27 protein-coding genes are annotated in these 26,688 nt (G+C 46.4%); 6 read left to right on the top strand and 21 right to left on the bottom strand.

The genetic code is table 11. The features are described 5' to 3' along the window. Window positions 1-968: 968 nt before the first annotated feature. The 10 genes from FCL47_RS23765 to trbL form a co-directional block, all read right to left on the bottom strand. Window positions 969-1,655: a lytic transglycosylase domain-containing protein gene (locus tag FCL47_RS23765; RefSeq protein WP_136816217.1), complete on the bottom strand. Its 687-nt coding sequence runs from the start codon at window positions 1,653-1,655 to the stop codon at window positions 969-971. After that, complete coding sequence (locus FCL47_RS23760; RefSeq protein ID WP_167496623.1) at window positions 1,652-4,057, bottom strand: zincin-like metallopeptidase domain-containing protein; 2,406 nt, start codon at window positions 4,055-4,057, stop codon at window positions 1,652-1,654. The genes FCL47_RS23765 and FCL47_RS23760 overlap by 4 nt, the downstream gene beginning before the upstream one ends. Further along, the gene (locus FCL47_RS24640) at window positions 4,044-4,208 is read right to left on the bottom strand and encodes a hypothetical protein (RefSeq protein ID WP_167496622.1); all 165 of its coding nucleotides are present in this window, start codon (window positions 4,206-4,208) and stop codon (window positions 4,044-4,046) included. The genes FCL47_RS23760 and FCL47_RS24640 overlap by 14 nt, the downstream gene beginning before the upstream one ends. A gap of 11 nt (window positions 4,209-4,219) precedes the next feature. Further along, complete coding sequence (gene traF / locus FCL47_RS23755; RefSeq protein ID WP_205747427.1) at window positions 4,220-4,729, bottom strand: conjugative transfer signal peptidase TraF; 510 nt, start codon at window positions 4,727-4,729, stop codon at window positions 4,220-4,222. Continuing rightward, window positions 4,707-6,647, bottom strand: a complete 1,941-nt coding sequence (locus FCL47_RS23750; protein ID WP_136816215.1) for a type IV secretory system conjugative DNA transfer family protein — start codon at window positions 6,645-6,647, stop codon at window positions 4,707-4,709. The genes traF and FCL47_RS23750 overlap by 23 nt, the downstream gene beginning before the upstream one ends. Further along, entirely contained in the window at window positions 6,640-7,881 is a 1,242-nt protein-coding gene (locus FCL47_RS23745; protein ID WP_153306392.1) for a TrbI/VirB10 family protein, read from the bottom strand. The genes FCL47_RS23750 and FCL47_RS23745 overlap by 8 nt, the downstream gene beginning before the upstream one ends. Further along, on the bottom strand, window positions 7,868-8,311 hold the full coding sequence (locus tag FCL47_RS25260; protein WP_136816214.1) for a hypothetical protein: 444 nt from the start codon (window positions 8,309-8,311) through the stop codon (window positions 7,868-7,870). The genes FCL47_RS23745 and FCL47_RS25260 overlap by 14 nt, the downstream gene beginning before the upstream one ends. After that, window positions 8,308-9,156: a P-type conjugative transfer protein TrbG gene (gene trbG / locus FCL47_RS23735; RefSeq protein WP_136816213.1), complete on the bottom strand. Its 849-nt coding sequence runs from the start codon at window positions 9,154-9,156 to the stop codon at window positions 8,308-8,310. Before trbG ends, FCL47_RS25260 begins: the two co-directional genes overlap by 4 nt. Window positions 9,157-9,168: 12 nt before the next feature. Continuing rightward, on the bottom strand, window positions 9,169-9,867 hold the full coding sequence (locus FCL47_RS23730; RefSeq protein WP_136816212.1) for a VirB8/TrbF family protein: 699 nt from the start codon (window positions 9,865-9,867) through the stop codon (window positions 9,169-9,171). Window positions 9,868-9,948: 81 nt separating this feature from the next. Continuing rightward, window positions 9,949-11,085, bottom strand: coding sequence for a P-type conjugative transfer protein TrbL (gene trbL / locus FCL47_RS23725; protein ID WP_167496621.1), 1,137 nt, complete (start codon window positions 11,083-11,085; stop codon window positions 9,949-9,951). On the opposite strand from trbL, the gene FCL47_RS24635 reads away from it, so the two are divergent. Beyond that, window positions 11,078-11,314, top strand: a complete 237-nt coding sequence (locus tag FCL47_RS24635) for a hypothetical protein (RefSeq protein WP_167496620.1) — start codon at window positions 11,078-11,080, stop codon at window positions 11,312-11,314. The two genes, trbL and FCL47_RS24635, sit on opposite strands and share 8 nt — an antisense overlap. 4 nt (window positions 11,315-11,318) lie before the next feature. On the opposite strand, the gene trbJ is transcribed toward FCL47_RS24635, so the two are convergent. Genes trbJ through FCL47_RS23690 form a run of 7 tightly spaced genes read right to left on the bottom strand, consistent with a single transcriptional unit; the run spans window position 11,319 to window position 17,345 of the window. Further along, the gene (trbJ, locus tag FCL47_RS23720; protein WP_167496619.1) at window positions 11,319-12,095 is read right to left on the bottom strand and encodes a P-type conjugative transfer protein TrbJ; all 777 of its coding nucleotides are present in this window, start codon (window positions 12,093-12,095) and stop codon (window positions 11,319-11,321) included. Beyond that, a complete protein-coding gene (locus FCL47_RS23715) occupies window positions 12,095-14,491 on the bottom strand; it encodes a conjugal transfer protein TrbE (RefSeq protein WP_136816209.1) in 2,397 nt (798 codons plus the stop codon). Before FCL47_RS23715 ends, trbJ begins: the two co-directional genes overlap by 1 nt. Beyond that, complete coding sequence (gene trbD, locus FCL47_RS25255; protein WP_136816208.1) at window positions 14,485-14,778, bottom strand: conjugal transfer protein TrbD; 294 nt, start codon at window positions 14,776-14,778, stop codon at window positions 14,485-14,487. The genes FCL47_RS23715 and trbD overlap by 7 nt, the downstream gene beginning before the upstream one ends. Further along, window positions 14,778-15,089, bottom strand: coding sequence for a TrbC/VirB2 family protein (locus tag FCL47_RS23705; RefSeq protein ID WP_136816207.1), 312 nt, complete (start codon window positions 15,087-15,089; stop codon window positions 14,778-14,780). The genes trbD and FCL47_RS23705 overlap by 1 nt, the downstream gene beginning before the upstream one ends. Next, a complete protein-coding gene (trbB, locus tag FCL47_RS23700; RefSeq protein WP_136816206.1) occupies window positions 15,082-16,029 on the bottom strand; it encodes a P-type conjugative transfer ATPase TrbB in 948 nt (315 codons plus the stop codon). The genes FCL47_RS23705 and trbB overlap by 8 nt, the downstream gene beginning before the upstream one ends. A gap of 3 nt (window positions 16,030-16,032) precedes the next feature. Further along, on the bottom strand, window positions 16,033-16,464 hold the full coding sequence (locus FCL47_RS23695; RefSeq protein WP_136816205.1) for a hypothetical protein: 432 nt from the start codon (window positions 16,462-16,464) through the stop codon (window positions 16,033-16,035). Between the two features lie 14 nt (window positions 16,465-16,478). Then, window positions 16,479-17,345: a conjugal transfer protein TraL gene (locus FCL47_RS23690; protein WP_205747425.1), complete on the bottom strand. Its 867-nt coding sequence runs from the start codon at window positions 17,343-17,345 to the stop codon at window positions 16,479-16,481. 319 nt (window positions 17,346-17,664) lie between these two features. On the opposite strand from FCL47_RS23690, the gene FCL47_RS23685 reads away from it, so the two are divergent. After that, window positions 17,665-18,426: a hypothetical protein gene (locus FCL47_RS23685; RefSeq protein ID WP_136816204.1), complete on the top strand. Its 762-nt coding sequence runs from the start codon at window positions 17,665-17,667 to the stop codon at window positions 18,424-18,426. 7 nt (window positions 18,427-18,433) lie between these two features. Here the strand turns inward: FCL47_RS23685 and FCL47_RS23680 are convergent, their stop codons facing one another. The 4 genes from FCL47_RS23680 to FCL47_RS23665 form a co-directional block, all read right to left on the bottom strand. Continuing rightward, the gene (locus tag FCL47_RS23680; protein ID WP_136816203.1) at window positions 18,434-18,673 is read right to left on the bottom strand and encodes a hypothetical protein; all 240 of its coding nucleotides are present in this window, start codon (window positions 18,671-18,673) and stop codon (window positions 18,434-18,436) included. Between the two features lie 383 nt (window positions 18,674-19,056). Beyond that, the gene (locus tag FCL47_RS23675; protein WP_136816202.1) at window positions 19,057-20,130 is read right to left on the bottom strand and encodes a hypothetical protein; all 1,074 of its coding nucleotides are present in this window, start codon (window positions 20,128-20,130) and stop codon (window positions 19,057-19,059) included. Between the two features lie 257 nt (window positions 20,131-20,387). Then, the gene (locus FCL47_RS23670) at window positions 20,388-22,610 is read right to left on the bottom strand and encodes a response regulator (RefSeq protein ID WP_136816201.1); all 2,223 of its coding nucleotides are present in this window, start codon (window positions 22,608-22,610) and stop codon (window positions 20,388-20,390) included. Window positions 22,611-22,775: 165 nt separating this feature from the next. Beyond that, window positions 22,776-23,114: a TraK family protein gene (locus FCL47_RS23665; protein ID WP_255580837.1), complete on the bottom strand. Its 339-nt coding sequence runs from the start codon at window positions 23,112-23,114 to the stop codon at window positions 22,776-22,778. A gap of 79 nt (window positions 23,115-23,193) precedes the next feature. On the opposite strand from FCL47_RS23665, the gene FCL47_RS23660 reads away from it, so the two are divergent. The 4 genes from FCL47_RS23660 (at window position 23,194) to FCL47_RS23645 (ending at window position 26,240) form a co-directional block, all read left to right on the top strand. Further along, window positions 23,194-23,760 carry a hypothetical protein gene (locus FCL47_RS23660; RefSeq protein ID WP_136816199.1) on the top strand — a complete coding sequence of 189 codons (567 nt, stop codon included), beginning with the start codon at window positions 23,194-23,196 and terminating at the stop codon, window positions 23,758-23,760. Continuing rightward, the gene (locus FCL47_RS23655) at window positions 23,757-24,017 is read left to right on the top strand and encodes a hypothetical protein (RefSeq protein ID WP_136816198.1); all 261 of its coding nucleotides are present in this window, start codon (window positions 23,757-23,759) and stop codon (window positions 24,015-24,017) included. Before FCL47_RS23660 ends, FCL47_RS23655 begins: the two co-directional genes overlap by 4 nt. Further along, a complete protein-coding gene (gene traI, locus FCL47_RS24945) occupies window positions 24,014-25,801 on the top strand; it encodes a TraI/MobA(P) family conjugative relaxase (RefSeq protein WP_240744350.1) in 1,788 nt (595 codons plus the stop codon). The genes FCL47_RS23655 and traI overlap by 4 nt, the downstream gene beginning before the upstream one ends. A 256-nt stretch (window positions 25,802-26,057) precedes the next feature. Next, complete coding sequence (locus FCL47_RS23645) at window positions 26,058-26,240, top strand: hypothetical protein (RefSeq protein ID WP_136816197.1); 183 nt, start codon at window positions 26,058-26,060, stop codon at window positions 26,238-26,240. Window positions 26,241-26,688: the final 448 nt, after the last annotated feature.

The raw sequence follows: 26,688 nt of genomic DNA, 5'->3' as shown, positions 1-26,688 counted from the left end.
CCCCATACCGTCAATCTCTATACCTTTACTTCAAACGCTATTTACAACCTCTGACCATCAATCCCTATACCTTTCCCAAAGAGGATATTTACCCCATACCGTCAATCTCTATACCTTTACTTCAAACGCTATTTACAACCTCCGACCATCAATCCCTATACCTTTACCAAAGAGGATATTTACCCCCAGGCCGTCAATCTCTATACCTTTGGATGTAGATCTCTATACCTTTCACCGTCAATTACTATACTAGTGACAGTCAATCTCTATACTTTTGACCTTCATTTTCTATACTTTAATCTCTGTAACCCCTTTATTATTAGGAGTTACAGAGCGATGAAAACAAGTTAAAAGCTTTTAAAAACAAGTAAAACAACAACTCTCATAATAAATCTTCGTCAATCTCTATACCTTTTTAAATATGTTGCTGTTATTTTTTATTATTTTAATCCTTAATACTGTAATTATTAGCCCTTCCACCACCCAACCTCTTATTCTTTCCCAGCTAAGACCATCTTAATAATAAACCGGGGTTTAATTTATGTTTAACCTTTGCCAAGGGGATATCTTGGATTTTCCGGTTTCCCCAGTCACCACCTTAGAACTTCGAAATAACCTGTCGTTAAATCTCTTCTATTCCTACTGTCCTTTTCTATCTTTCAAAATTGCATTGTGGAATTTACTCCCCGGAACCAGACAACAGTGCCGGGAGATGCATACCCCATGCAGCACAATCTGTTTGTATAACTGTCGTTTTAAGTTAGGTGTACGATGCCCTTCCTACGGTCGGTTATAGCTCACAAAAGCAGCAAGATGGGAAAAAAAACTGCATTGATTGATAGAGTGGTGGCAAAGGCACTTGCTGAAAAAGCTGCGGGGGCTAAGACAGCACAAGGGCCGAGACGAGAGACTGACCCTAAGGGCGGCAAACGACACCGCCGCCCTTAGGGAACAAGAATGCCCATTGCTTATATTTTACTATTATTCAATCGCTGGACAAACGGCACTGCATTAACCTGTTGTTGCCCTGATCTGGCGATCTGGTTACCGTCACGCCGCGCAACGACTAGGGGCGAATAGTCTGTTTGTTTTTTCTCGAGCTTAGGCGTGAGCTTTTCTACCGGCGTACTCGACGCAATTAATTGAGCAGATACACGCGCCGGATCTTTTCCCAAAGCATCTTTAACCATTTCGGCATACTTCCGCCCCCTGGTCTCATTAGGAGAGTGATACGCGCCAACCGCACTCCAGGTCTGGCCGTGCTTGTGGATTTCTTGTTTCAGTATCCATGATCCTAAATAAATATTCGCCAACGGATCAAAAGCCGCCTCCAGGGGGATACCATATTTCTTCAACCAAAAATTATTTACCTGCATAACGCCGGAATCAAACGACAGGCCCTCCGCCTCGGCTTCTTTGGCTTTTTCTAGTGCTTTTTCTTTGGAGTCAAACCGGTACCCTTTGCCTTCGATGTTAAGTGACCAGGGAGAAAAACCGCTTTCAACGTGAGCTATCGCTTGCGTCCACTCAACCGGGACATTCCAGGCGTTTGCCGCTTCCTGAAACATAGAGGCCATAGGTGTTGGTTTTGCTGCCCAGGCTTGCCCGGTGGCTACGCTGCCAACCAGGACCAGGGGGACCAACCACCGTTTCATCGGGCCATCTCCACCGTCTGCGATTTGACCCTTTTAGTAACAGCATCCAGACCACGCGATTTATGCAGATCATTAAAGTCTGTATATTTCAATGCCTTTTCCTCTTTAGTAAAACTTGGCACAACGACAGCGGCATCAATTGCTTGTGCGGCTTTTTGCGCCTTTTTCAGGCCCACATTGCCAAGCGGAATACCATTGATCTGTTCCGGCAAGTGATGATCGTTATCGGCACAAAGAGTAATTTCAGCCTGCGGGTATTGCTCGCGGAGGATCTCAGTCACTGGATGGAGATTGCTTGCATTAAACACAGCAACTACCGGTTGACCGGTGGCCATGTGCAGGCTGGCTGCCGTGGCGTAGCCTTCAGCAATCAGAAATCCTTTATTATTCAACGACTCCAAAGAGGGAATAACAAAGACCGCTTCTTGCTGCGGGCAACCTTTCTCAAATCCTTTCGTACCGTTCGAATCAATCCATTGCAAAGTTTGCAAACGACCGGTCCGGGGATCAAATCCAGGAATCAATAAGTTACCTTGCCGGTCCTTTCTTAACCCAAAACCTTCCACACCTTTTTGTGCCAGATAGCGGTGTTCCACGGTTGGTTCGGCGTTCATCCATTTGGCATACGCCCGTTTCATGGCCTTTGCCTGCTGTTCTTTCCGTTCGGTTTCCCGCACTGCCAACCGTTCAGAGGCTTCCATTTTCAAAACTTCCTTTTCCTCTGCGCTCAAGGTGTGGCCGGTGGCGATCCATTTGACTTGCTCACCGGTCTTGTAGTTCTGGCCCCAACCGTTGGGGCGTCCGTCAGAGTAGCCGCAATAGGCACCGTCTTTCGTTCCGGCCTTGCCGGTCAACACCGGCACCCGGTGAATCTGCCCATCCATTAACGGTTCATCAATTATCAGGCCCGTTTGCTTGAGAGTCTGGGCAAACTCTTCTACAGGCGATAGACTTGGAGCAGCTGCAACAACCACAGCTTCTTTCCCCGGCAGCCATGCGGCTAAAGCTGTCAGGCTTGCACCTTCAGGGGCATACCAGAGTTTTGCCGTTCCATCCCATTTAGCCCCCGCGGCCTTGGCATTATTTTTTTCTCGGTACGGGACACTTAGAAAGGTTTTTGTCTCAGCAAGCGTTTCTTGTGCCGCCGGTGTGACCTCTTGAGGCAAAATTTCAGCCGATTTCTGATACCCGGCCATAAACTGGTCTTTCATTTCTTGCGGTGCAGGATACTCCAACCCATCAAATTTTAAGATCAATTTTTGCCGGTTAAAATGGTCATAGTCCCTGTTCGCTAAATGAAATATTTTATCCTCCTGTTGATATTCGCAATGAAGCGCACCATCATCATGTGCCGCACAAAACGCCTGAAAGGCCGTACCAGCCTCTTGGGCGGTAGGGTACTCTTGGTAGATCTCAGGTAATCCCTCATGTGATACGTCAGCCTTGTGGGTGTTGCCGCTTATAACAAACAACCCGGCTTCGACTTTATGCTGCTCTGTTGTCAACTCCTGCTGTAAATCCATGACGTACTCCTTAATCTTTTCCGCGTCCCGGCTGGCCCTCATGATTTCATGCGGATCTTTTTGAAGAACGGTTACCCAACTGTCCACATAGGAAACATGCTGATCCGGTTGGTGTGGCAATCCCAACTCCTGGTTGAGCATCCAGGATGCTATTTCCGCGCGTAATTCCTCTTTGGCGTATGTTTCAGATCCACGCGGGCCAAACTCACGATCCATCCGTGATGAATGCCCGGTCCAATGACCGAGCTCATGCAAGGCGGTGCTGTAATAGTTGCCCGCTTCCGGAAAGGTCTCGCGCAACGGCAGATGGATTTCATCGGCCATAATTTGATAATAGGCGCGATTCGCCTGGTCATGGATGATAACCGCTCCGGAATCCTGCAAGATTTTTTCACCCCTTTCAATCGGGTCCCAGGTGAGTTCCGGCGGTTCATAGGCTGGGATATCCTGACCATCAAGGGTTTGTAACTGGCTGGCATGGAAGACGGAAAAGACATGCAGACGTGGCCTGTCCAATTGCACATTTTCTTTCTGCTCTTCGCCCTTTTCATCTCGGACCGGCTGGCCGGAATCATCCAGTACGGTTTGGCGATCTGTCCATTGCCAGAATACGACCTGTTGCGCCTTGGAACCTTTTTTTACCCGCCATTCCTGATCGTTGGCCTGTTTCATGGTCATCCACCGAGGATCAGCGTAGCCGTGCCGTGCCAACATTATCGTATTGATGCCCTTATAAACTGTGCCACTGACCGGATTCATGGGCCGATTATACTCTCCGGCTTTCCATGGCTTTTGCCAGGGAGCAGTACCCTTTTTCAATTCCTCAATGATGGTCTCGGCAAAGGTTTCCGATATGGGTTTTCGGCTATATTTCTTCACTGGCGATTCCCTCCAGTATATCAGCCTCGTTTTCGTCGCTCTGGAAAGCGCCCATGTAATCGGCAACGTCCGGATCGACCGGAACACCTATGCCGGGGTTATCCATGGCCTGTTGTTCAACCTTTTGCGCTGCTGCTTTCAAGTAATCCATGTGATACCTCCTTAAAAAGTGATTATCGGCTCAACCAGCCTGAGAGTAGCAAGCGGCACCAGGCCGAAATATCGGCTGTCAAAACTGCCGCTGTGGTGTTGTGAGAGAAGCAAAACTTTATCCGGTGGGATCACACCGGGAACAAGGCGAGAGGGCGGCAATGACCGCCCTTGGCTGTCCGTGTTGATGATTGCCGTACCGGCCAGGATTTCACCGTTGACCGCTATCGATCCATTGGGCAATTCAAGCCTGTCGCCGGCAACGCCGGAAATCACTTTAAGCAGGGGGCGCAAGCCCGATGCACAAGAACCGGCGGCCAAATAACCACGATTCCGGGCCAGGGTGATATATTCAACATCCTCAAGACAAAACGAAGCCAGCCGCCCCCTCTTTATCGAGCCATCCGTGATCCGGTACAGGCCGAGCGGCATGGAGCGGGTCAGGTTCAGTCGGTAACCTGCTGACCACAGGACCGCCAGGACTAACGAAGTGACGAGGCTAATCACGAAGATATTTTTCATATTCCGTTTCCGTTATTGCCTGCCCTGCTGGTGCAGGCCGTTGGTTCTGCCGGGGATACCCATAGATGATATCTGATTTTGTCGGGGGCGGGATCTTGGCGCGGGCTGAAAAAACCGGATCAATAAAATAGAGGATCTGCCGACCGTAGATAGGAGATTGACCGGCGGTGAAAATCAGCATGTCACCAGGGGCGGTCACTTTACCGGAACTATCTTTCTCCGCGCCCGGCAACCGCAAGCACTCATCAGGTGTCAGCAGCGGTCTGGAAGTTTCGGCAATACTGGTTGATCGTGATCTGCCGCCTTTACCGCGACTAATGGAAACTTTTTTACTGACCACCGTTGTTGTACCTGTCAATTTAGAGAGGTAATCAGCCGTTTCCGAGATGTTCGGAGCGTAGGCAATTCTGATATGACAATTGGCCATCAGGGCGTTATCCGTGCCATAAACATTGTTCAATTGCTTGGTGTCCTGGACAATGAAATATCCTTTGATGCCGTACCCGGCCATGAAGGCAATCGCCCGCTCAATGATGGGCAACTTACCAAGCGAGGTGAACTCATCGAGCATCAGCAAAAGCCGATGGGCATAAACAGCCGTACCGGCACCATCGGCAAAGGTCATTTTTTCTGTCAACCTACCTAACAGTTGAGTCATAAAGATGCGCAACAGCGGACGCAACCGATCAATATCAGCTGGTGATATCACCAGATAAAGGTTGACCGGCGCGGCATGATTCATCAAATCCATTATCCGAAAATCACACCGTTCGATATTACGGGCTACGACCGGATCACGATACAACGCCAAATTTGCCGTAGCCGTGGAAACCACACCCGCCATTTCCTTATCCGCTTTTGCCAACATACCGCTGGCGGCGGAGGCGCAAAAGATATGGGCAGCGTGGGTTTTTTTAACATCAATACCGGGGAATATCGTGGCCAGCATGGCCGCATGATCCGTGGCAATAATCTCTTCAAAAAGATCTCTGGGACCTCCTTCGCGCTCCGGATCTTCGAGCATCAATGACACGTCATACAGGTTGGCGTGTCGGTTTTTCGCATGGCGGGTGACCAGCAGGCAGTGCAGCAGCACCCCACCAAAAAAACCGCAGGCCGCTTTGTCCCAATAATCCGGCAACCCTTTGCCGTCAGGGTCCAGCACCATATTGGCCACCTGTTGCACATCCGATATCGCCCGGTCACCATCTAACCGGATTTCCTCAAGCGGATTAAAACAGGCGGTTGCTCCGGTGGGGTCCGATGGTTCAAAGCGGAGGATCTTGTTGCCCTGGCTTTTGAGGTATCCAGAGGTCAAAGCGTAGTTTTCACCTTTAATATCAAAGACCACACTGGACTGTTCCCAGGCAAGCAAGGTCGGCAGGATCAGGCCTACCCCTTTACCGGCACGAGTTGGCGCAAGGCCCAACAGATGTTCAGGGCCATTGTGCCGTAGGTACAGTTGTTCTTTTTTCTTGGGGTCATACCAACCGCCGATATAGACGCCCAGACCGGAGAGGTAACCCATAGCCTTAATATCTCTATAAGTGGCCCATTTGGCCGTGCCGTGCAGATCCTTCCGGCCTTTGGGGGTCTGGTGAGCTGCCATATACAAAAGGCCAGCCAGGATCAGCGGGCCTGCAAAAAGCATCAAGCCCTGGTCGGTGATCGGTTGTATCTCCGGTGCCGACAAAGTACCCGGTGGCCAGTACAGCATTTGCCACGGCCAATACCAGAGCCGGGAAAGGGTGGTGAACGGTTCACCGAGCGAAGGATGGTTGCCAAACATCCAGGCTATCCGTTGTGCCGTCCACATCAGCACCGCCAGACTCCAAAGAAAAACGGAAAAAATAACCAGCCAACGCCACGGCCTTTTAGTGGCCGTCCGGCTGATATGGCCATACTGTTGTTCAGTCATTGTTGCTTCCTGTGTACGGATCATGCCTTGTATATGGCTCTTTAAAAACAATGTCCTTGGTCACAATGACGTTAAACTGATAACCGGGCCGTATTTCCAGAGTTGGCTTGATGTTTAGATTTTTTTCCAAAAGGCTCATAGTGGTTTGCCCCATTTGCGCCGCCAGGGCGGCAGACATGGCATCCTGCACTGAAGGGACGTTGCTGCTGTCGCTGCTGTTGCTGCTAGAAACACTATCAGCGGCATAACTGGTGGCGCCGGTAATCAAACTCATTAACAGTGATGAACCAAAGACCCGCAGGTAATGATTATTCACTTTATCCTCATATCCCGCGTAGCCGGACATATCGGCACCCGGCATGGCTCCGAGGGTAACGGCGGAACCATCGGGAAAATTGAGCCGATTCCAGGCAATGAGAACGCGGCTTTGCCCGTACACCACGCGGGAATCATAGACGCCATACAGTTTTGATCCTTGCGGGATCAACAGCCGATAGCCGGTAGCCGTGTCGTAGACATTCTGTGAAACCTGCGCGATCAGGTTTCCCGGCAGATCGGAGTTAATCCCACTGACCATGATCCCCGGAATAACTGTGCCGGTCTTGATTTCAAAAGGACGCCCCAACTCACGTGTATAAGGTGAGAGCCATTCATCACGACTCGACCTTTCAAGAAATTTCTCTTTGTCTTGATCAGCTGCATTATTGTTGGCCTGTTGTGGATTCATCATGGACATATCAACCGGCTGTTCAATGGTTGCAGTCTGCGAATAGTTGTTATTCTTTCGGGATGGATTTTCCGGTTTGGTGGCGGCGTTTCCTGCCCCGATTCGCTTGGCGACCAGGGGTGAGGCCAGGGCGGTAATGTATGCCTGCTGCTTGGTCCGGCGTTGTTCCTGCTCCAGACGAACGCTTTCCTCAGCTTTGGCAGGATTGTCACGCACCACAACCAGTGGCGCTCTTGTTTGCGGTTGGTCTTCTGGCCGTAATACCGCTGGACTATCGGCAGGCGGTTGGAGTGATAACCCATGCCCTTCCAGGACCGTTAAAGGTCTTTCCTGTGGGACCACCACCGGCGGTTTTTCCGCTTCCTTTTTGGTAGAGTCGTTATAATTGACACTGTAAAAAAGTACCCCGAACAGGCCCATGGCGACCAGAGCAGCAACGTACAGCGGCCATTTTTTCATCTTTTCCGGTCTGGCCTTGGGTGGCCGCAAACTATTAGGACTTTCCATGGTCACCACCAGTTGAGAGAATTGAAAAACCTGCCGCCGGATTCCCATCAGCCGTATACGAGCGGGCAATCTTTTTACTCTGTTTAGGGTCCGCAATCCGGAGTTGCAAATACCAGATCGGCGGCGCTGCCGAACGGAGGGTATCAAGTACATAGCTCAAGGTTACTGTGCCGCTCCCGGACAAGGTGAACCCCTTTTGCCGCAGGCTGGTTTCGAGCGCACGGCTGAACGCATCCGATTGTGGGGGAGTTTCCAATCGAATCGAGGTATGACCCGGTGGATAGAGTGACGATAGATAGCTTGTTGCATCATCCGCTATGGTAACAACACCCTCTTGCGGGAGTTGACCGACAAAAGAACCGCCGACTTTGTGGCTACCCGCACAACCGGTCAAACCAAGAAACAAAATCAAAGCGAATATCCGGATCATTTTACCCTCCTTATCTCGATGCTCTCCTGGTCACCCCCAACCCCGGCGACCAGGGCAATGGTTTTAAAAAGGCCATCAACCATCATAGTGTTATCCTGCACCCGGTAATTTACCAGTACGTCTTTATCGCCCTTGCGAACAAGGAGCGCGGGCATTTCTCCGGACCTCGTTGCAACGGGAAGCCTGATATAGGTTTTCAGGCCATCATCAAAAACTCGTTCCGGTTTCCAGGCGGCTTTGCCGTTGATTTCATAATTAAAATTGAGCTTGGACAAATCAACATCCCGGCCCGTTGCGTCCTTGGTTGACCGCCACTCTTTTTCTTTTTTAGCCTGTTCGTTTTTCTTCTGGACGGATCGGCGGAGGTCGTTAGTATAGGTGAACCCGACATACGGGATATGACCGCTGCGTCGCGACACCAGCCTCAAATGGTATACGCGTCGATCCGTGGTTATGACTGCACTTGTTTCAAGTCCTGAGTCCACCGGTTTTATAAACAGATGGGTAGTGTCTCCGGCAGTACCGGATTCCACCATCCACCGAGCCGAGTCACCAACAACGATCTCATTAACGATTTCGCCCGCCTCCAATTCCACATCACTGACCTGGAACGGTGCCGCGATCACAGTTGGCAGACAGGCCCCATGCACATACATGAGTTTTCCCCCACCAGTCATGTACGGCTGAACATCGCCGCCACCAGACCATTGCGAGGAGAGTTGCAGCGCCTTGCGTTCTTTTGCGGTAAGCGGGATCGCCACCGGGTTCAGGTAATTGGAGGGTTCAGTTGCCAGAGCCGGAGAAGTAAGAGCCAGAAGAAACACGGCGATTATCACTTTTTTCATGGAGTAATTCCTCTAGTTGGTGATGATTTTGGACGCTGCCAGCGCCGTAATGTAGACCCCGCCAGGATTGGCCATAATGTCCGCCTCGGATACAGGCGGTTGCAATTGAATAGATGCCGTGGCCTCATAACTCCGTTGATCTATCAAGGCCCCGGCATGGCTGCGGATTGTCTCGATCCACTCGACTCTATATGATGTATCGCTTACCGGCAGCGGCAGGCCCTTGATTTCGATATGAATGAGCTTGCCCGATTTAGCTATTTCATACGGGTTGTTTTCTTCAAACCACTGCTTGAGAACTCCCTTGGCGCTGCCAGTGATGAGTCGGGACAGTCGAGTAATCATTTGTTTTTGTAGTTCAGTATCTGCGGTGACCGTCCGCCAGTTAATGATGGCATCGGCAATTTCCGATTGAACCAGATTACGCGGAGCGGCAACTGATTGATCCCCTCGGACTACATTGCTGACCTTGCCCAATTTGTCGATTTCGACAATATACGGGACAACCTTGACCTGCCGGGCCTGCATGATATTGCCAAACAAGGACAAAGCTAAAATACCCAGGCAGGCACACGCTATTACTCGCCATTGTGTGGCCCGGCTGATATACGATCCATACCGTTCCAACCATTCTTCTCGTCCATTGATATACGGGTTGTTCGTCTGGGCAGAACTATCCTGTAATGGTTCTTTTTTCTTCAAAAATTCCATTTTTTACCTCTTTTTTTGGTTGATATCTCTTGGAAGTATCAAGGGATATCAAATATCATTCTATTATTTTTTTGTGACTAATTAGGTCTGATCATTGTTGAGGTTTTTTGAAACTTTTGCAGCTTCTCGCCCTTGTTTTAAATGCGAGTTCATCCGCTGGCCAATTCCTCCCCAGGCGTTACGGTCTTGCCGGGAAGAACTGTTTGCGTCCATTATATTTTTGGCAGTACCACCGACTTTAGCCCAACCGGTTTTGCCCTGGTGACCCGCCATTTGTGCCGCTGCCTTTACAGATCCAACACCTCGCGCCATGGATGCACCACCGGCAGCCACCCCCACCCCAACAGCCCCGACAGCGGCGGCGGTTGACATCAGGCTTCCGCCAGTATTAGTATGAGATCCGTTGATGATTCCGGCGCAAACATCCGGAATGGTTTTAACCAGGGCGAGAAGCACAACAGCAGCACCAACAAGAATAAGGAGATCTTCAAGTTGCATGTTTGTATCCTGGAAGTCATTCAAAAATGACATGCCAATACCAACAACAAGCTGCATGACAAAGAGTTTGAAGGCCACCGAAAGGGCGTAGCGCATAGTGTTAATGGCGTATTCTTTTAAAAGACTGGACCCACCGAAACCCAATAAAAGTACGGCAGCGTTCATGGCAATATAGGCTTCGCATTTAACCAATACTATCTGTGCAGTTATTAGGGCGAAACACACCATGATCATGGCCCCGACAATCAAAAAACCAAGAGAACTCATCGGCGTCCACCCTGATGTTTCATCTATGATTCCCTTAACGAGATTCATTCCTGTATCGAAAGGTGACAAGTCTAAATTAGGGCCACCAAGAGTTACTGCAACTGAATTTAACCCCTTGATCAAATTCATTGACCACACATCATAATTTTTAATAACAGCAAATATGAATCCTGCGAATAGCAATATAAAAACAAACTGCTTTATCATTGATGCAATATCATCTCTATTTAAAGAAACTCTAATACCGAGTAAAACAACGTCTAATATCAAACACCAGTAAAATAATCGTTCCGCGTATCCTTCTAATGTTGTACCGTATATAGAAGCTTGGGTCGAAAACTTATCCATTATATCTACAACAACACCTCTCGGTTCAGCAAAGCTGATGTCGGGAAGAAGAGAAATAAACAAGACAACCAAAACTAACAAATGGAGGGGTTTTACAATGCGCATAAAAGCTACCTTAATATTTTTCTTTTTTTTATTTGGAGTAACCATTTCCGGTTGCGATAACAAATTAGAAACTTCTCAAAAAGTGACAAATAGTAACACCGTTTCCCAAACTCAAAACATCCAGCAGCCAAAAGATACAACCCAAGAAGATAAAGAAAGAGCGGCCTGGAAGAAAGCTACCAAAACAACTGAATATGATAGCAGTAGATACCACAAACCTTTAAAATAATATTTTAAGGTAACGGCTCTTTATATCGGCTAGAATCATAATCAGTTGTGGTTGTTGCTTTTTTCCATTGTTCCATTTCCATTTGTGATATCTTCTCCGCCTTCATCTGGCTTGTCAAAGATGATTGCGCGGTTGTCGCCATCAATTCCCGCAATTGCCGGGCTTCCTGAATTTGTATTGTGGCAAGCTGATTTCCGGATTGAATTGCTTTCATTTGTCCATCAGGACTTTGAACCAAACTATTCATATAATTTTGTAATTCTCCGGCATCCTGTAAATCTTGGAGCTGCTTACCGGAAAGCTGAAAGGTGGCTTCAGACGCCTGGTCCACTGAACTTGACCAGGTGTCATAATGATTTCTATATTTTTGGTTTGCGGCTTCGATCTCTGCCGGACTAGCACCGGCCAGATCGGCAAATTCCGATTGTGCAGGAAAAAGAGTATTAAATATTTCAGCTAGGGCTGTCATTTCGCCTCGTTGCGTTTTCAGGGTGCCGGTAAGGCCGGCCAGTTCCATTAATTGTGAACTCAGTTGGCTTTTGAGGTTACCCGGCAACGATGCAGTATTTTGCATCATGTTCTGTACCATTTGAATTTGTTGCGCGGTCTGCCGAATATCTTCGCTGTATTGACTGGTTAAAGTCTGAAGCTCTTTCAGACTAGTGATACGTTCCAGCGCTTGGATGAAGATAGTTGAGCAGTTGGCACAAAACATTGCTTTGGCGGGCAGAGGTAATGCCAGCAGCACAGCAATTCCTAAAGTGATCAGGTTTTTTTTCATCAGGTCTTCCTTTCTTCCAGCCATTTTTCTTGCCAGCCGGTCGGGCCGTGTTCTGCGGCCAATTGTTTGATTCTTGCAATACTGTCCTTGTCGGCAGCGCCGACAAAAGAAAGCGTTTGAGGACCGAGGGCCAATTGCACCTGGCGGCGGCCTTCGGGTGAAATAACGTAATAATCCCGCTTCGGTGTTGCGTTGGCGATAATGTCGATTTGCCGGCTGTTCAGGCCAATATCGGTATACAGGTTGTATTGGTTTTCCTGCCGGGCTGCATGGTTCGGCAGGAGTATTTTTGTGGGACAGGATTCGACAAGAACATCCATGATCCCTGAATTACGGGCATCAGAGAGGCTTTGTGTTGCCAGAACCACCGCGCAATTAGCTTTGCGGAGTACCTTTAACCATTCCCGGATCTTTGCCCGGAACACCGGATGCCCAAGCATGACCCAGGCTTCATCCAGGATCAGCAACGATGGTTGACCGGACAGGCTTTTTTCAAACCGGCGGAAGAGATAGAGCAGCACCGGGATCATGTTGGCCTCGCCCATCTCCATCAGGTCCTCAATCTCGAATACCATGAAGCGGGAAAGGTTTAATTCGTCGTTTTTAGAATCAAGCAAATGCCCCATTGCGCCCTTTTCGGTGTAGTGGGTCAGGGCTTCTTTTACCTCTTCATCCTGGAGGACGTGCCAGAAGTCGGTTAAGGACCGCATGTCCGGCGGATTATGTCGCAAAGTGGTAAGGGCGGTGTGAATCGCATTACGATGCCCCGGCAGAATGTCTAATTTTTGCAATTCCGCCAGCGAGGCCAGCCAGCCGGCGGCCCAGGAAAATTCCGCCTCGGATTCATCAATGTGCTGTAGCGGTGCGAAAGCAAGCGAATCAATACCGATGTGGTAATGGTCGCCTCCTGCACCAAGACAGAGAGGATACAGGCTCATCCCCTTATCAAAGGCAACAATTTGCGCGTTTTGGTAACCACGAAGCTGAGCGGTTATGAGGCTCAGCAAGGTACTTTTACCCGATCCAGTGGGACCGAGAACCAAGGTATGGCCCAGGTCGCCGGAGTGGAGATTAAACCAAAATGGTGTAGAGCCGTCCGTGGTCAGGACCGCAAGCGGTCGGGATCGGGGTGGATAAAACGGGCAAGGACAATATTTGCTGCCAGTCCAGATGGTTGCCAATGGCAAGAGATCAGCAAGGTTCAAGGTGTTAACCAGCGGTCTGCGGACGTTGGCATATCCATTGCCTGGATGCGATCCCAGCCATGCCTCCAGGGCGTTGATAGATTCAACCCGACAGCCGAAGCCAAGCGTTTGCACGATCCTCCGGAATTCGCGCGTTTGCTGGTGCAATTGCTCCAGATCCTCATTGAGTAGGACAATACAAGACGACAAATAGCCAATACCAACCAGCCCGGCCTGAACTTCCAATAAGGCTTCTTCTGCATCATCCCGCATCATTTGGGCGTCCCGGTTGACGCGGGCATTAGGATTGTTCAAAAACATATCCAAAAAACGAAACATCTGTTGTTGCCAGCCTTTCCGGTACATATTGATTTCCTTAGTACCGTCCAGTTGATCGAGACAGATAAACCGGGTTGAATACCGGTAAGCCACAGGGATACTGTCCAGGTCCGCCAGCATCGAGGGCCAGGATTCATGCGGCAGGCCGTCGAGGGAAAGTACAGATAGATACTGCTCCCCAATACGCGGCTGTAAGCCGCCTATTACGTCCACTCCGCCGATAAGGGCGTCAAGGTACATCGGGGTTGATGGTACACGGATAGGGTAATTTTCTCCGGTCAGGCAGCGTTGCAGATGTGACAACAAGGAAGAAAAAAGGCTGCCTTCTTCCTGCTCGATTTCCTCAAGCCGTTCCATCCGTAAAACCGAGGAAAGCAAATCCTCCAGTTCGGCCAGGGTGCCGATAAATTGATCAAGCGCCTTTTCCATCCCGGAAACAGAAACACCAGTTCGGACGGATTGCGCCATTTTGGTGGCCTTGAGATCCGGCTTAAAAGTGACCGTCAAAACCGTTTCAGTTTTGTAACAGAGGCCGCTGCCAAAAAAAGAACGGCGTTCTGCATCAATTAATCGGGTGACCGGATCGGGAAAGTACCCGCATTCAGGTGGCGGGTACGCATGGTGTGGGCGGCGGATTGCATCTACATGCAACATCCAACCAGTACCTAACATCCGGATACTATTACTAACTTGATTGGAAACCCAGGCTAATTCTTCCGGGGTGGAACCCGCCGTGTCTTGACCGGCTATTGCCCAGGCTGCGAGGAAAGAGCCGTCTTTATTTAACACGACTCCTGGCGCGACCAGGGCGGCGTAAAGCAATAAATCAGGTAGTCCTTTGGCACTTGATCTATAATCTTTAAGTTTCAACACTTGAATCCCCCTTGCGACCGCCAACGGGAGGCCCTTGCCGGATAGTAATCTTGTTGATTAATATGTCGTAGCCAGACCTTTGACATAACCGGGTCGCTTTTAGCCATTGTGCGTAAAACAAACAGTGAACAGATCCAGAACAGCACCGCTGACACTCCGGAAATAAGGCTCATACCTCCTACCCCTACCAAAAAAGCAATCAAGCCGCTGAACATGACCAGTTCACGTTCAGCACCGAATACCTGGTTGTGGCGGTGCAGGCTTTGGCGGATCGGTATGGTTCGCATTAGATAACTGCTCCGGAAAAGGAAAAGACTGTGTTGACAATAGAGGTGGCAAAGGCAATGAAACTGATACCAAAAACTACCTGCAATAGTAGTTTGAAACCGCCGGAAAGATCGTCTTTGTTAAGAATAAAAACCACGCCACAGAGTGCCATGGCGACAATTGAAATCCATTTACCTGCCGGGCCGGTAATGGTGCCGACCACTTTTTCTAGTGGGCTGGAAAATTCAGTGATGCCGCCGGAGGCAGATACAATCTCCGGCGTAGCAACAGCCAGTAAAAGCAGCAGGGCAAAAAACAGTTTGTTATGCATGGAAAACAACCTCAGTTTGATATTTATGGGTTTGGGCATCATAGCCGGTGACGCGTAAGACTTCGGCAATACGACGACCGCCGGGTGATCGTTCAATAAAAACGACCATACCAACGCTTTTGCTAATGAGTTTTTGCTTTGGTGCTGTAGTAGCTTCAGCAATTAATTCTTCTAGCCGGTCTAGCCCTTCAGCTGCGCTGTTGGCGTGGACCGTGGCGATCCCTCCAGGGTGACCGGTATTCCATGCTTTCAATAGGTCCAGAGCCGCACCGTCGCGGACTTCACCAATAATTATACGGGTAGGTCGATAGCGCATAGTCACCTTGACCAGACGGCGCATATCAACATGGTCCGAGGTTCGGAAAAATACTGTGTTGGGGCTTTTTGATTGGAGCTCCATGGTGTCTTCCAAGATAAGGAGGCGGTCAGCTGGACAAATATCGGCAAGAGCGCGGATAAGGGCATTAACCAGGGTGGTCTTGCCTGATCCGGTGCCACCAACCACCAGAATATTGATACGCGAGGTAAGCGCATCCTGGAAAAGGGATATCAATGCAGCATCCATAATTCCGGTCCGGACGTATTCATCGAGGCCAAAAACACGGCTTGCTTTTTTCCTGATTGTGAAACTCGGAGCCGATACGATAGGCGGCAAAAGTCCCTCAAATCGTGACCCATCCAGGGGCAATTCACCTTCGACAATGGGATGCTCCGGCGTGACCACAGTATCCAAACCGCTGGCTACTAAAGAGAGAATCAATCGGGCTTTTTCGGTGGCCATCTCTGAAACAGACGTCATTTCAAAGCCGAGTTTTTCAATCCAGATTTTACCGTCAGGGTTGAGCATGATTTCCACAACGTCCGGATCACGCAGCGCGGACATAATGACAGGACCTAAATTGTGTTCTAATGATGTCAGCAATCGGCTGTCTATGCTCATTGGTTACCTCAACACAAAAACAGCAACATTAACCAGGGCGGATATTCCGACAATGGCAGCAAGCCATACCATGTTGGACCGGAAACTATTCATCATGCCGCTATTCTCATTAAAGATTTTTTTTATTTCAGTGCCCGATAAAGCAGAAATGCTTTCGCTCAGGTTGACTGTGGTTTGTTCGACAGCTTTAATGTAGGTGTCTGTTTTATCAGTCAGGATCGAGGTGAGGGCTTTCCGGTGCCGATCTAACAATTTCTCTTCTTCAGTAAGAAAAGCATTAAGCAAGGTCACCATCATAAGGATCGGATCATCGGGAGAGACGGTAATGGAATTTTTGCTTGCAAGGAGGGAACGAACTTCGTCTAAAGATAGACCGATGCCGTCCGGTAATTGCGGCATGTTCGAGATTTCTGGTTTTGGTTCTTGTTCGTTCATTGTAATCTCTTTTTTCAAACCAATTGTGCTTTGTCTATTTCTCTCTGTACTTCCGTCCAAAATGTTTTCAAGCGCTGACGTACCATAATTGGCACTTTAGAATTGTTAATAGCAGTATCAAAAGTTTCCCTACTGGAAAAAAGATCTTCCAGGTCTTTGCCAAATGTAGCTTGTTTTCTGAGTGGAATTTGAATTACTGATTGAAATTTATGTCCGTGTTCTTGGTAAATTTTAAATTCTTCAAATGTTTTTCCGCTTTTAAAAATATCTCCAAAATAAAGATTTAACCAAACCACAATAGGGGCATCAAAGGATGATGCTAGTGTACCTAAACCCGCAAGAGTATCACCTAATGCCTGTCCACCAGTAATGATTGAGTGCAAAACAACTTTATTTCCAGATTCTTTTATCAAATCAATAGCATTGTTTTCTTTTAGATAGGAACAAAGTGGAATGAATGACGAGGCCCCATTATCAATAATTATATGTTTATCTTCGTTATCTGTTTCTAGTATTTGCTCCATCAAGGTATCGAATTTTCTAGGGTCAATATCATCATCATCCATGATATTCAGCTGTTTTACATTTAGATCAACACACCTTGAAAAGGTTGCATTTACCGGGTCTGTATCTATTCCGACACAATTTTTATTTTTTTGTATGTATTGAAATAGCATTGAAGAAACTAAAGATTTACCAACGCCACCCTTTCCTTGTAAGATAAAATGTACTGTATTCATTAGTTTTATTTGACTCGCTCTATTAGAAATTAATATTTCACCCAATATGTATTTCACACATATTAATTTCAGGTATTTTTTAAATACGCTTTTCTTTTGAATAAAATTATTTTCTTTTGGGGCTAGGTACCCAAACGCCATAAAGCCACACCAATTCGGCAATTCACCTTTTTTACGGCTTTTGGGTGTATTTTAGATCCCCAGTATGACCTGGGGTTTATGTTTAGTCTTTGAAATACACTAAAATACACTAAAAGCAACTAATATAAATCCAAAATAGTAAACAAAAAGATAGATGTCAAGCTTATATTGTGGCGATTAGTTCTCTTAAAATATTTTTGTTTTGTTGGTTGCCGCCACTGTGCTTTCAATTTCTCTTGTAAAATTATTGCTTTTAGTGAATTTTCGTATATTCTTCTGTTTCGCGATCAATCCACTTAAATCTCAATGACGGAAAAAGATGCCGACAAATTTTGATTATTTTCTCAGTTTTTTTCGTAAGAAAATAGACGATGGGGAGAGGCAAATTGATATAGCAACATCAAATAAGATAAATAAATCAGCTGCATATATAAATAAACTGTATAAAGGAAATCCTAAAAGCTGCCCCATTGATACACAACGGTGTTTCGCGGATTACTTTAAAATTTCTTATGATGAAATGATTCAGGTGGGTAGATCAATTTATGAAAAAGAAAATCCACCACAGAAAGAGAGTGGCGCTGAGAATAGTGTTTATGATGGTACTGTTGCTAAACCAGAGGAATTGATAACTCTATTGAACCAAGTAATATTTGGTCTCAAGGCCAATCACGGATTTTGTAAAAAAGCAGAAGAAAAGGCAGAAAAATACGAAAAACTTCTAGATGAGATAGAATTATATAAGACTATTTTTTCCAACTTAAACGAGGGAGTAACGTTCTATAATTCAAAACGGGACATCATTTTTTCGAGTAATAGATGGGGGCTCCTCGATGGGTTAGACATTACGACCCAACCCTCTTTCGACACAGTAGTTTTGAGTCTTAGGAAAAAAATAGTCAACTTTGATGAAGTTCTCGATAGTGTTTCTCTGGCTTCAGAGGAGAGGAAAGAAACGGAAGTTGATGTTGAAATAAAAAACGGTGCGATTTTTCACTTTCGGGTGGTTCCTATCTTTCGGGGAGAGGTTTTTTTAGGTTCTTTGCTAATAAATACTCCGAAATCCCCCCCCAAATCGTGAATGTTAGTTATTCGACAGGTAGCGGCACTAGTTGCCATTGATCAAAAGTGAGTTGGCTCATTGTAGGATCGTTGACGACAGCGACCTTTGTGTTCCCTTTGACTCCCATAGCCCAGCCAATTTCCAATATATCCGGTGCGTCCAGATCCCTGACATAAACGTATACGCCTGGTTCGGGATGAACTTCTTCCCAGTCATGCCAGGTTCCTGCGGGTATCTCTGTTGTTTGCTGTTTTTCTATTATCATTCCGTGCCACATCTTTGCTTGCCTCTTATGTGTTGTGTTATTTAATACACTAAAATACACCAATAGATAGAGAAATGAATTAAAATAGTCGGTCATCTATTAATATATATTATTCTGATCGTCAATGGCAAGCTTTGTCCCGGTGACCCTTCACCGTTTAGAACTTTGAACAGCTCCGGGCAGGACTGAACAGGGGGGAGCGGTTATTGGTATCGAGAACAATTTTTCGATACCGCTCAGAAGAAGGTTTTGGATATTAGATTTCGATATACTTACAGGAAGGAAAATCGGCATCTAAGTGAAGCGTCTCACTTTAGATGCCGTTTTTTATAATCAAATGCAAGAACTGTCTTTTTATGCCTTTTTTTCTATCACAAGTACTGTCAACCCACCTCGGCTATGAGTTTACCTTTAACCTCGCCGCCACCGTTTAGTTTGGACAATCGAGGCGGCATGTCGGCAATAAGGGCTGTTGTAAAAGATTGTTTTCTGGCATGCAAACAGAAGGAATCCACTTTGTTGTTAATTTCTCCTGTTAAGGCGGCTAATAACGCGGGTAAAGAGCAAGCAGGAAGCTCCTTTTGGCCCCAGCCACCTGGCAAGGCAAGGACAAAGCGCATGCCGGTTCTCTGTACCCGGTTTCCCATATAGATTCTCTGTGATAACTTCTCTTGATCAATCGCTGGGCGGGAAAAATCGATGACAGATGTCTTCTCTCCCATTATGTTCGAAAGATTACTCTCTATAAAATCTTCTCCCTTGGGTAGAAGATTTATTACAAAATCAGCTTGTTTCACCATTTCTTCGCTTTGGCAAGACGTGATGGCCAGGACATTTCCTCGTCGAGTAAATCGCACATCGACAATATCACATTGCAGCCCCTGTCCACTTAAGTATCCATGCAAGGTCTCTCCGAGTTCTCCACCGCCGATGATGGCAATTTTTATCTGCTTTGAAAATGTATTTTTCTTAAGCGCAGCCCAATTTATTGCTTCGTGGATGCTGAAAATATTGCCGTTGATGCTACTAAATATAGGTGGTTCAATAGGGATGTTGTGGCGTTTGGAAAAAATTGGCCCCAATTGACCGGCTAACCCGATTGTCTTGGCACCTGCTAGTCGTCTTATCCAGCGCATACGCCTAACGATAGTTTCTGCCAGTTGCCGGTTTTTTTTGCGTGCCAGGTCCCGTGGAAGGTCTGGAACCACAAAGTAAATACCGATAGGGCACCACCCATCTACAACGAGTCCACCAGGTGTTGGTCTGCCGGATAAATAGCGGCGGAGTATTGGAATATTTGGACAGAATTGGCGACATTCCACTTCGTCAGTGGGATAAACAAGAAAAACAAACCGGAAGAGCTTGAATTGACCCGCTATACCAATCATTAGCCAGATCGGCCAGCGCAATACGGTTCCTAAAAAGATAAAAACAAACTGGCGAACACATGTAAGCATAATGATCTACCTTATAAGATTTTGACTTTTTCCAAAGTCGGTGTTGTACTCCTCCTTTATTATTTCGGGTTTTTTGATGCAGATGTTTAATAAAAAGATGTTTAGCAATAAAACGTTAGAAATTACAGGAGATTTTTTATGAAGAAAAGGCAAATAATTACTGGTCTGGTTTTTTCAGTATGGCGCGGATAAGTATGAAATGATTGTTGGCGATAGTGCAAGTGTGTGTGGGGAAAACTATGATAAAAGATTACTGGCTATTTGGTGTTATGTGATTGTAATATCACGCTTTGTATAGCCATAAATAGTTCGCGCATGCTATAAGGTTTTTTAATGAATCCGCCTGCACCGAGTGCAAGCGCTCGTTTTACATCTTGATTTTCAGAATAACCACTCGCTATTAGAGCCTTTTGTCCGGGGTTGATTTTGATGATTTTCTCATAGGTTTGTCTGCCGTTCATGCCTGGTTCCATCATCATGTCAATTAACACTACGTCAAATGTCTCATTTTGCATAACGGCGATAGCTTCTTCACCAGAATTGACCGTTTTGGTAGTATATCCAAAAGTTTCAAGCATTGTACTTGCTAAATCACGTAATTGTGGTTCATCGTCAACTACAAGGATGTGGCCGCTTGCTTGATCCTCTTGCTGGGGCGAATTGTGGGAATTTTTAATTTCGATACTGTCTGTTGCGGGGAGATATAGAGTAAAGATTGTTCCCTGTCCACTGCTGTCAACATCTACTGCACCGTGATGCTCATCCACTACACTCCACACTACGGTCAGGCCCAGACCTGTACCACTCCGGCCCAAAATCTTTTTACTATAAAATGGTTCAAATATTTTCTTAACATCCTGACTGGAGATTCCAGAGCCATTATCTTTAACGAGGATGCGCACATAATCACCGGGACGAAGGTTTAGTTTTTCAAAGGTATCATCACTAAGATTTGGTCTGTCTGTCTCGATCTCTACCCACGCCATCCCCTTGTTTTCAACCGCTTCAACAGCATTGATAAGTAAATTCATGATGCATTTCTGTATGTGGATCGGTGAGCAAATTATTGATCCGGTAGCTTTTGCAAACCGTGTAATAATTGCAACATTCGGATGATTTTCGGTAATTTTTATAGCTTCGGGGGTGGCAAGAAACTCTTCAATCAGGTTGTTGCAGTCATGCGGTTGCTTGACACTGGCAACTCCACGAGCCATCGTTAATAACTCAGTTACCACGGCGGCAGCACGCCGTCCAGATTCAAGTACTGCTTTAAGTGGCTTTATAAGTGGACTGTCAGGGGGTAAACTCAAAAGCATCAGTTCCGGATAACCAGTAACTCCAGACAGAATATTATTTAGATCATGGGCAATGCCTCCGGCCATCAGACCAATAGCTTCCATTTTAGAAGATCGGTGTAATTGTTCTTGCAGGTTCCTGTTCTCTTCTTCTTGTTTTTTACGTTCTGTGATGTCGCGACAGGAGCAGAGGATAGCGTCCTTATTGTCAATGACGATAAGTTGTGCTCTTATTTCTACTGGTATGTGGTCACCGGATCGAGCTATCTGTTCAGCTTCCAAATCTGCACTACCAATGTCAATAGCCTTTTTAAAAAGGGATTTGATCTCACCGCCCGAACCTTTTGTATAAATATCTTCAGGTCTTTTGGTTTTGAGTTCTTCTTCGGTATAACCAAGCCGGTCGCAAAGTTGCTTGTTTGCACTGCTAAAATGCCCATCCAGGGTGATAATACTGATACCATCACTAGAGTTGTCGTAGAGAGTCCGATAACGTGCCTCACTAACGCGGAGATCGTTTTCTTTTGCCTTCCTGTTTTGCACTTCCGTCAACAATTCTCCTGTGCGCGCCACAACTTTTTTTTCCAGATTGTCTTTTAATTCCATTAAAGCCTGGTGCGTGCTTTCTCTGTATTTTTCATAAATAAGCGAAAAAAGGATAACTACTGCAAAAGAAGGAATAAATCGCAGGACAAGGTTCATGTCGTAGAGGTTGATCATTGACGAGTTGAGATCAACTATCATGACTGTAAGACACGACAAAAAATAGGCAGAGGAATACCAAAAACCCTTTTTGCTACCAAGCAGAAAAAAGGCAAACAAGGGGTAGGTATAGCTCCAAAGAAAAGCGGTTCCGGTGATTCCGCCGCTGATAACAAGGTAGAGATACAGGAAGAACATCGCTGTGACGCCTGTCTTGATGCATAAGTCTAGGTAGCCTTTGATGCGAAGAAGAAAAAGAAGACCAAGGAGAAGTAAGGCAGCTGAAAAATCTAAAGTGGCGAGAAGTACCCCCCCTTGTACAACGGCAATACCACCTAAAATAACTAGAAAAATAATGCCGACAGAGGAAATGCCGTACATTAAACTTTTTCTTATTGAATTATCATCAAATTTTTTGTTATCGAACAGCCGTTTACTAACGGTGTCAATCCAGGATTGGAGAAAAAAAGAGTTATTAGCCATGGGAGAGGGTTTTTTGCCCGATTCTTGTGGAAATGATAATTTTTTTGAAGATCGTTTCTTTTTTTACCTAAACAGATTTTTTTACAGAAAACCATCGGAAGTGGTTGGCAATAGATCGAATGTAAGTACACGAAAAAGTACCACGCAGATCAGTCATCTTTAACATCAAATATACTTATTTAGATCAGGGTTTGAGTCGTGTTTGATAAGCGAATCACCGTTACTTACCCCAAGTTTTCGGGCCGGCGTATCTGATTTTTCCTGTGAAGATTGATTGCTGCTCGCTTTGGCTACCCGGACGTATCCATAAAATGTTTTATAGGCCATCGTAATCTTACCTTCGGTCACGAAATGTTCGTGTAGCAACGTGTAACTGTACCCCTGGTTGAGCATTTTTAAGGCTTCTTCCTTGACGGCCAACCATTCTATTTTTGCCGTATATTTCCTCATAAAATTTTTCCTCTTTTTTTGCTTTATTGTTAAAACATCCTTGTGAAAAACCAAGAATAAAGGAGAAATTTACAGAAATCAAGAGATAATGATTGATATATAGCAGACTAAATTGAGAATTAAGAAGAATTATATGTATAAAATAGCACTTTATGGAGAGATTGGAGGATTATGCCGTCTTTATTCTTTGTCTTTCTCTTTTTTTCTATTTGGGGTAAAAGGCAGGATAGGTGAAGTGGGCCTACTACCTCCCTCTTCACTCCTGCCCTCCGGGGGTAGCTTATTCGCCTGCGGCTCAACGCGAACCACAACAAAAAAGAGAAAACCTTTTATGCCATGCCCTGATAAGAAACCAGTAAAAGCCTACCTGACTTCTGATGAACATCAGCAGCTCGTTGAATCGGCAGCCAAGGCAGGGTTGACAGTCTCCACGTTTATAAAACGTGTATGCTTGGGACAAAGAGTACACAGCATCGTGGACCATCAAGCGGTATTAGCTGTAATGAAGGCCAATGCTGACTTGGGACGATTAGGCGGGTTGTTTAAAAAGTTTCTTTCGGAAGGAAACGCAGTGGGTCCATATGCTGATGATTTGCTGGCGACGTTGCGAAGTATCGAGGCAACAAAAGCTCAAGTGGTTAAAGAGTGCAGCGCTTTGGTGCAAGCGATTGCCCAAAAAGAGAAGGGGTCGGGTCGATGATGAGATTATTATCCAGTTTTTCGACGTTGCTTTTCATTACTTTTGCGGGATTCTTTTTGTTCATGGCCTGGCATGCTTCCGGCTGGTCGGGAACCTTTAAAATGCTTTACCTGGTCGCCCTGGTCCCGTTAGCTGGCTTGGCGGTTACATGGATCTGCCGGGGAATATTTTGGGCGGTGGCAATTGTTCTCGCTTCGATTTATATGAGCATTGAATTTGTCGTAAAACAACTCTTGAAATTGGTGTTTTGGAAATGATTGCCAAGCGCATTAATACAAAACCGGGCAACGATAATTCGCGTCAATTAGGTTTATATATTGCCGACGCAAGCCATGAGGGCGAGAAATTACTGTTTGCCTGGCATGAAGGGTGTTTGTCCGAGACATACGAAGTGGCCCTGATCGAGATCGAGGCCACCCAGGGCATGAATACCCGCTGCCAGGGCGGAAAAACATATCATTTAATGGTAAGTTTCCGGCCGGAAGACGAGGCCAAACTTACCCCGGAATCTATGCGCGACATTGAAGCGGCTTTTGCCCAGGCTCTTGGCTTTGATGAACATCAACGGCTTTGCGGTGTCCATAGAAACACTAATAATATGCACCTGCATGTTGCATATAACATGATCCATCCGGAGAAGTTCACCAAGTATGAACCGTTCCGTGATTTCTATAAACTTGCTGAAGCCTGCCGGGCCATGGAAACAAAATATGACCTGGTGATTGATAATGGTGTTAGTCCAGACCGGGAATCTTCACCGCAGATAGACCAAAGGGCGGCCAGCATGGAGGCTCATTCCGGGGAACAATCTTTTCAGTCCTATGTCCTGGAACACAAAGGAGACATCCTGAAGATGCTGGAGGGTGCTGAAAACTGGCAGGAGTTACATACAGCTTTGGCCGGACATGGCCTGGAGATCAAGCCGCGTGGCAACGGGTTGGTGGTGGTGAATACCACCGGCAAAGGAGCTATCAAGGCCAGCACCATTGACCGCAGCATATCCAAAAAACGTTTAACGGATCGTTTGGGTGAATACTCCGCGTCAATAATACCTATGACTCCAAATAAAAAATATGACCAAAAGCCTATACAACCTCGCTCCGAGGAACGAACAAGACTCTATCCACACTATAAAAAACTGTTAGAGGAACGAAATTCGCAACTAGGCATATTGAAGCAACAAGCCATCACCGGCCTGTTCTCGATTAGAGAGCGTCACAGCAAGCAGCGAAAGGACATTGAACAACGGATTTTGCCGCGCAAAACAAAAAGTAACCTCCGGCAAATCTTAAACGTGGAAGAGCGGTTGGCTAGGGAAAAAGAGAGCGCAACGGGCCAGGATCGATTGCAAGAGGTTCGAGAACGGTACCCGTTCCACAATTGGAATGGATACCTGAAGTGGCAGTCACAACAAGGTAATGCAACCGCCCTGGAGGTGTTGCGGTCGAGAACGCAAAGCAACGATCCGGCAACCGCCCCAGGGGAAAAACCAGCAGATTATTACCAGAGCAAAAGGCAAATCAAGCTCAATGGCGTGAAAAAAGAACAACAGCTTGTTGCTTCGAATCTTACTGCCAAGCATCGAGGCGGTCTTATAGCTATTACTCGGATGGAACAGTTGGCGGCCCAGGAGACCTTGCAACAAACTATCGAAATGAACACCCCAAAAATGTTTTCCGGGGTCCGACATACCATCGACAATAACGGCATTGTTATTTTTACGCTGCCAAGCGGCGGGACGATCCGGGATGCGGGAAAGAAATTGCATTTTTCCCTGGATAAAGCCACACAGAGAGCGGCGCTGATTTACGGCCAAGCGCGATTTGGCAAACATATTCAATTAATAGATAACACCATCGAACGGAAAAAATATGAGCGAAACAATAGAAACAGAACCAGAGATAACCAGCCTCACTTTGCTGGCATTAAACAAATCTACCAAAACGGTCTGCGCAAGCTGTCCGAACTCAATGTGGTTCGGTTCGGCAAAAGAACAAAAATGCTTTTGCCGGATCATGCACGCGGTGACATGGAGCGCTGACGAGAAGAACGAATTGACCCATTGTGACGGTCTCTTTTTAGGGGAATAAATCAAACCTCGGCGGGCAGTAAGGGCAAGTTTTCACTTATCACGGCTAACCTGTAAATCGTTCATGAGCATTCCCAAGTTGAGTTAGATGAAAAAGAACAAAGAAAAATCCCTTCCCTTCATTCATGTCAGAAATTTGTCAGATCACTTGTCTATTCTGCTATTACAACAAAGACATTATATCTAGAAAACACGAATGGAGAATCGAATGTGCAATGACGGAATAGAGCAATTGGTGGATGAGGCGCATGCAATTTTCAACGCCACATTAGTATACGAGGTGATTGACCTTGATGATCAGGCAGCTAGGGAATTTTTAATGAAGGCTTATGGAAACCCTAAGCCTGAGCTTATTGATCAATATCTTGAGGTGATAGACAAGCTGAGATAATAGTTCGGCAAAGGGATGTCAAAACTATTTTAGAACCAAGGAGAATCAGCGTCTCAGTAGTTTTGATCCGTTCCCCCAGTGGTTGAATGCCCGTTAGGCTATAGTCTTTTTGGCACCTTATTTTCATGCGGTAAGTTATTGTTTTACTGTAACCAAAAGATATGATTTTGAGCTGGACCCTATTTGTCACTAATTCGTATGTTTCCAGAGGAGGAAATAGAAGAGGGGGGCAACCTTGCGCCCCCCTATGAGGACATAGCTGGGTCTTCTGCTCGTCCAGAGGTTGAATTGAGACGCTTATCTCGGTCAAGATTCAATCTTGAACTGAACCGCTGCGCGGATTGGTGGTAGATCATATCATCTAAAGCATCTCAACTCCCCCTGCAATCATTTCGCTCTTAGGATTTAAATATTTCACATTTACAAAACCTTGGTAGATAAAGCAATG

It is taken from the genome of Desulfopila sp. IMCC35006 (assembly GCF_005116645.1).
Lineage (GTDB): Bacteria > Desulfobacterota > Desulfobulbia > Desulfobulbales > Desulfocapsaceae > Desulforhopalus_A.
Note: the sequence above shows the minus strand (reverse complement) of the source record. Positions and strands in the feature narration are given on the sequence as shown.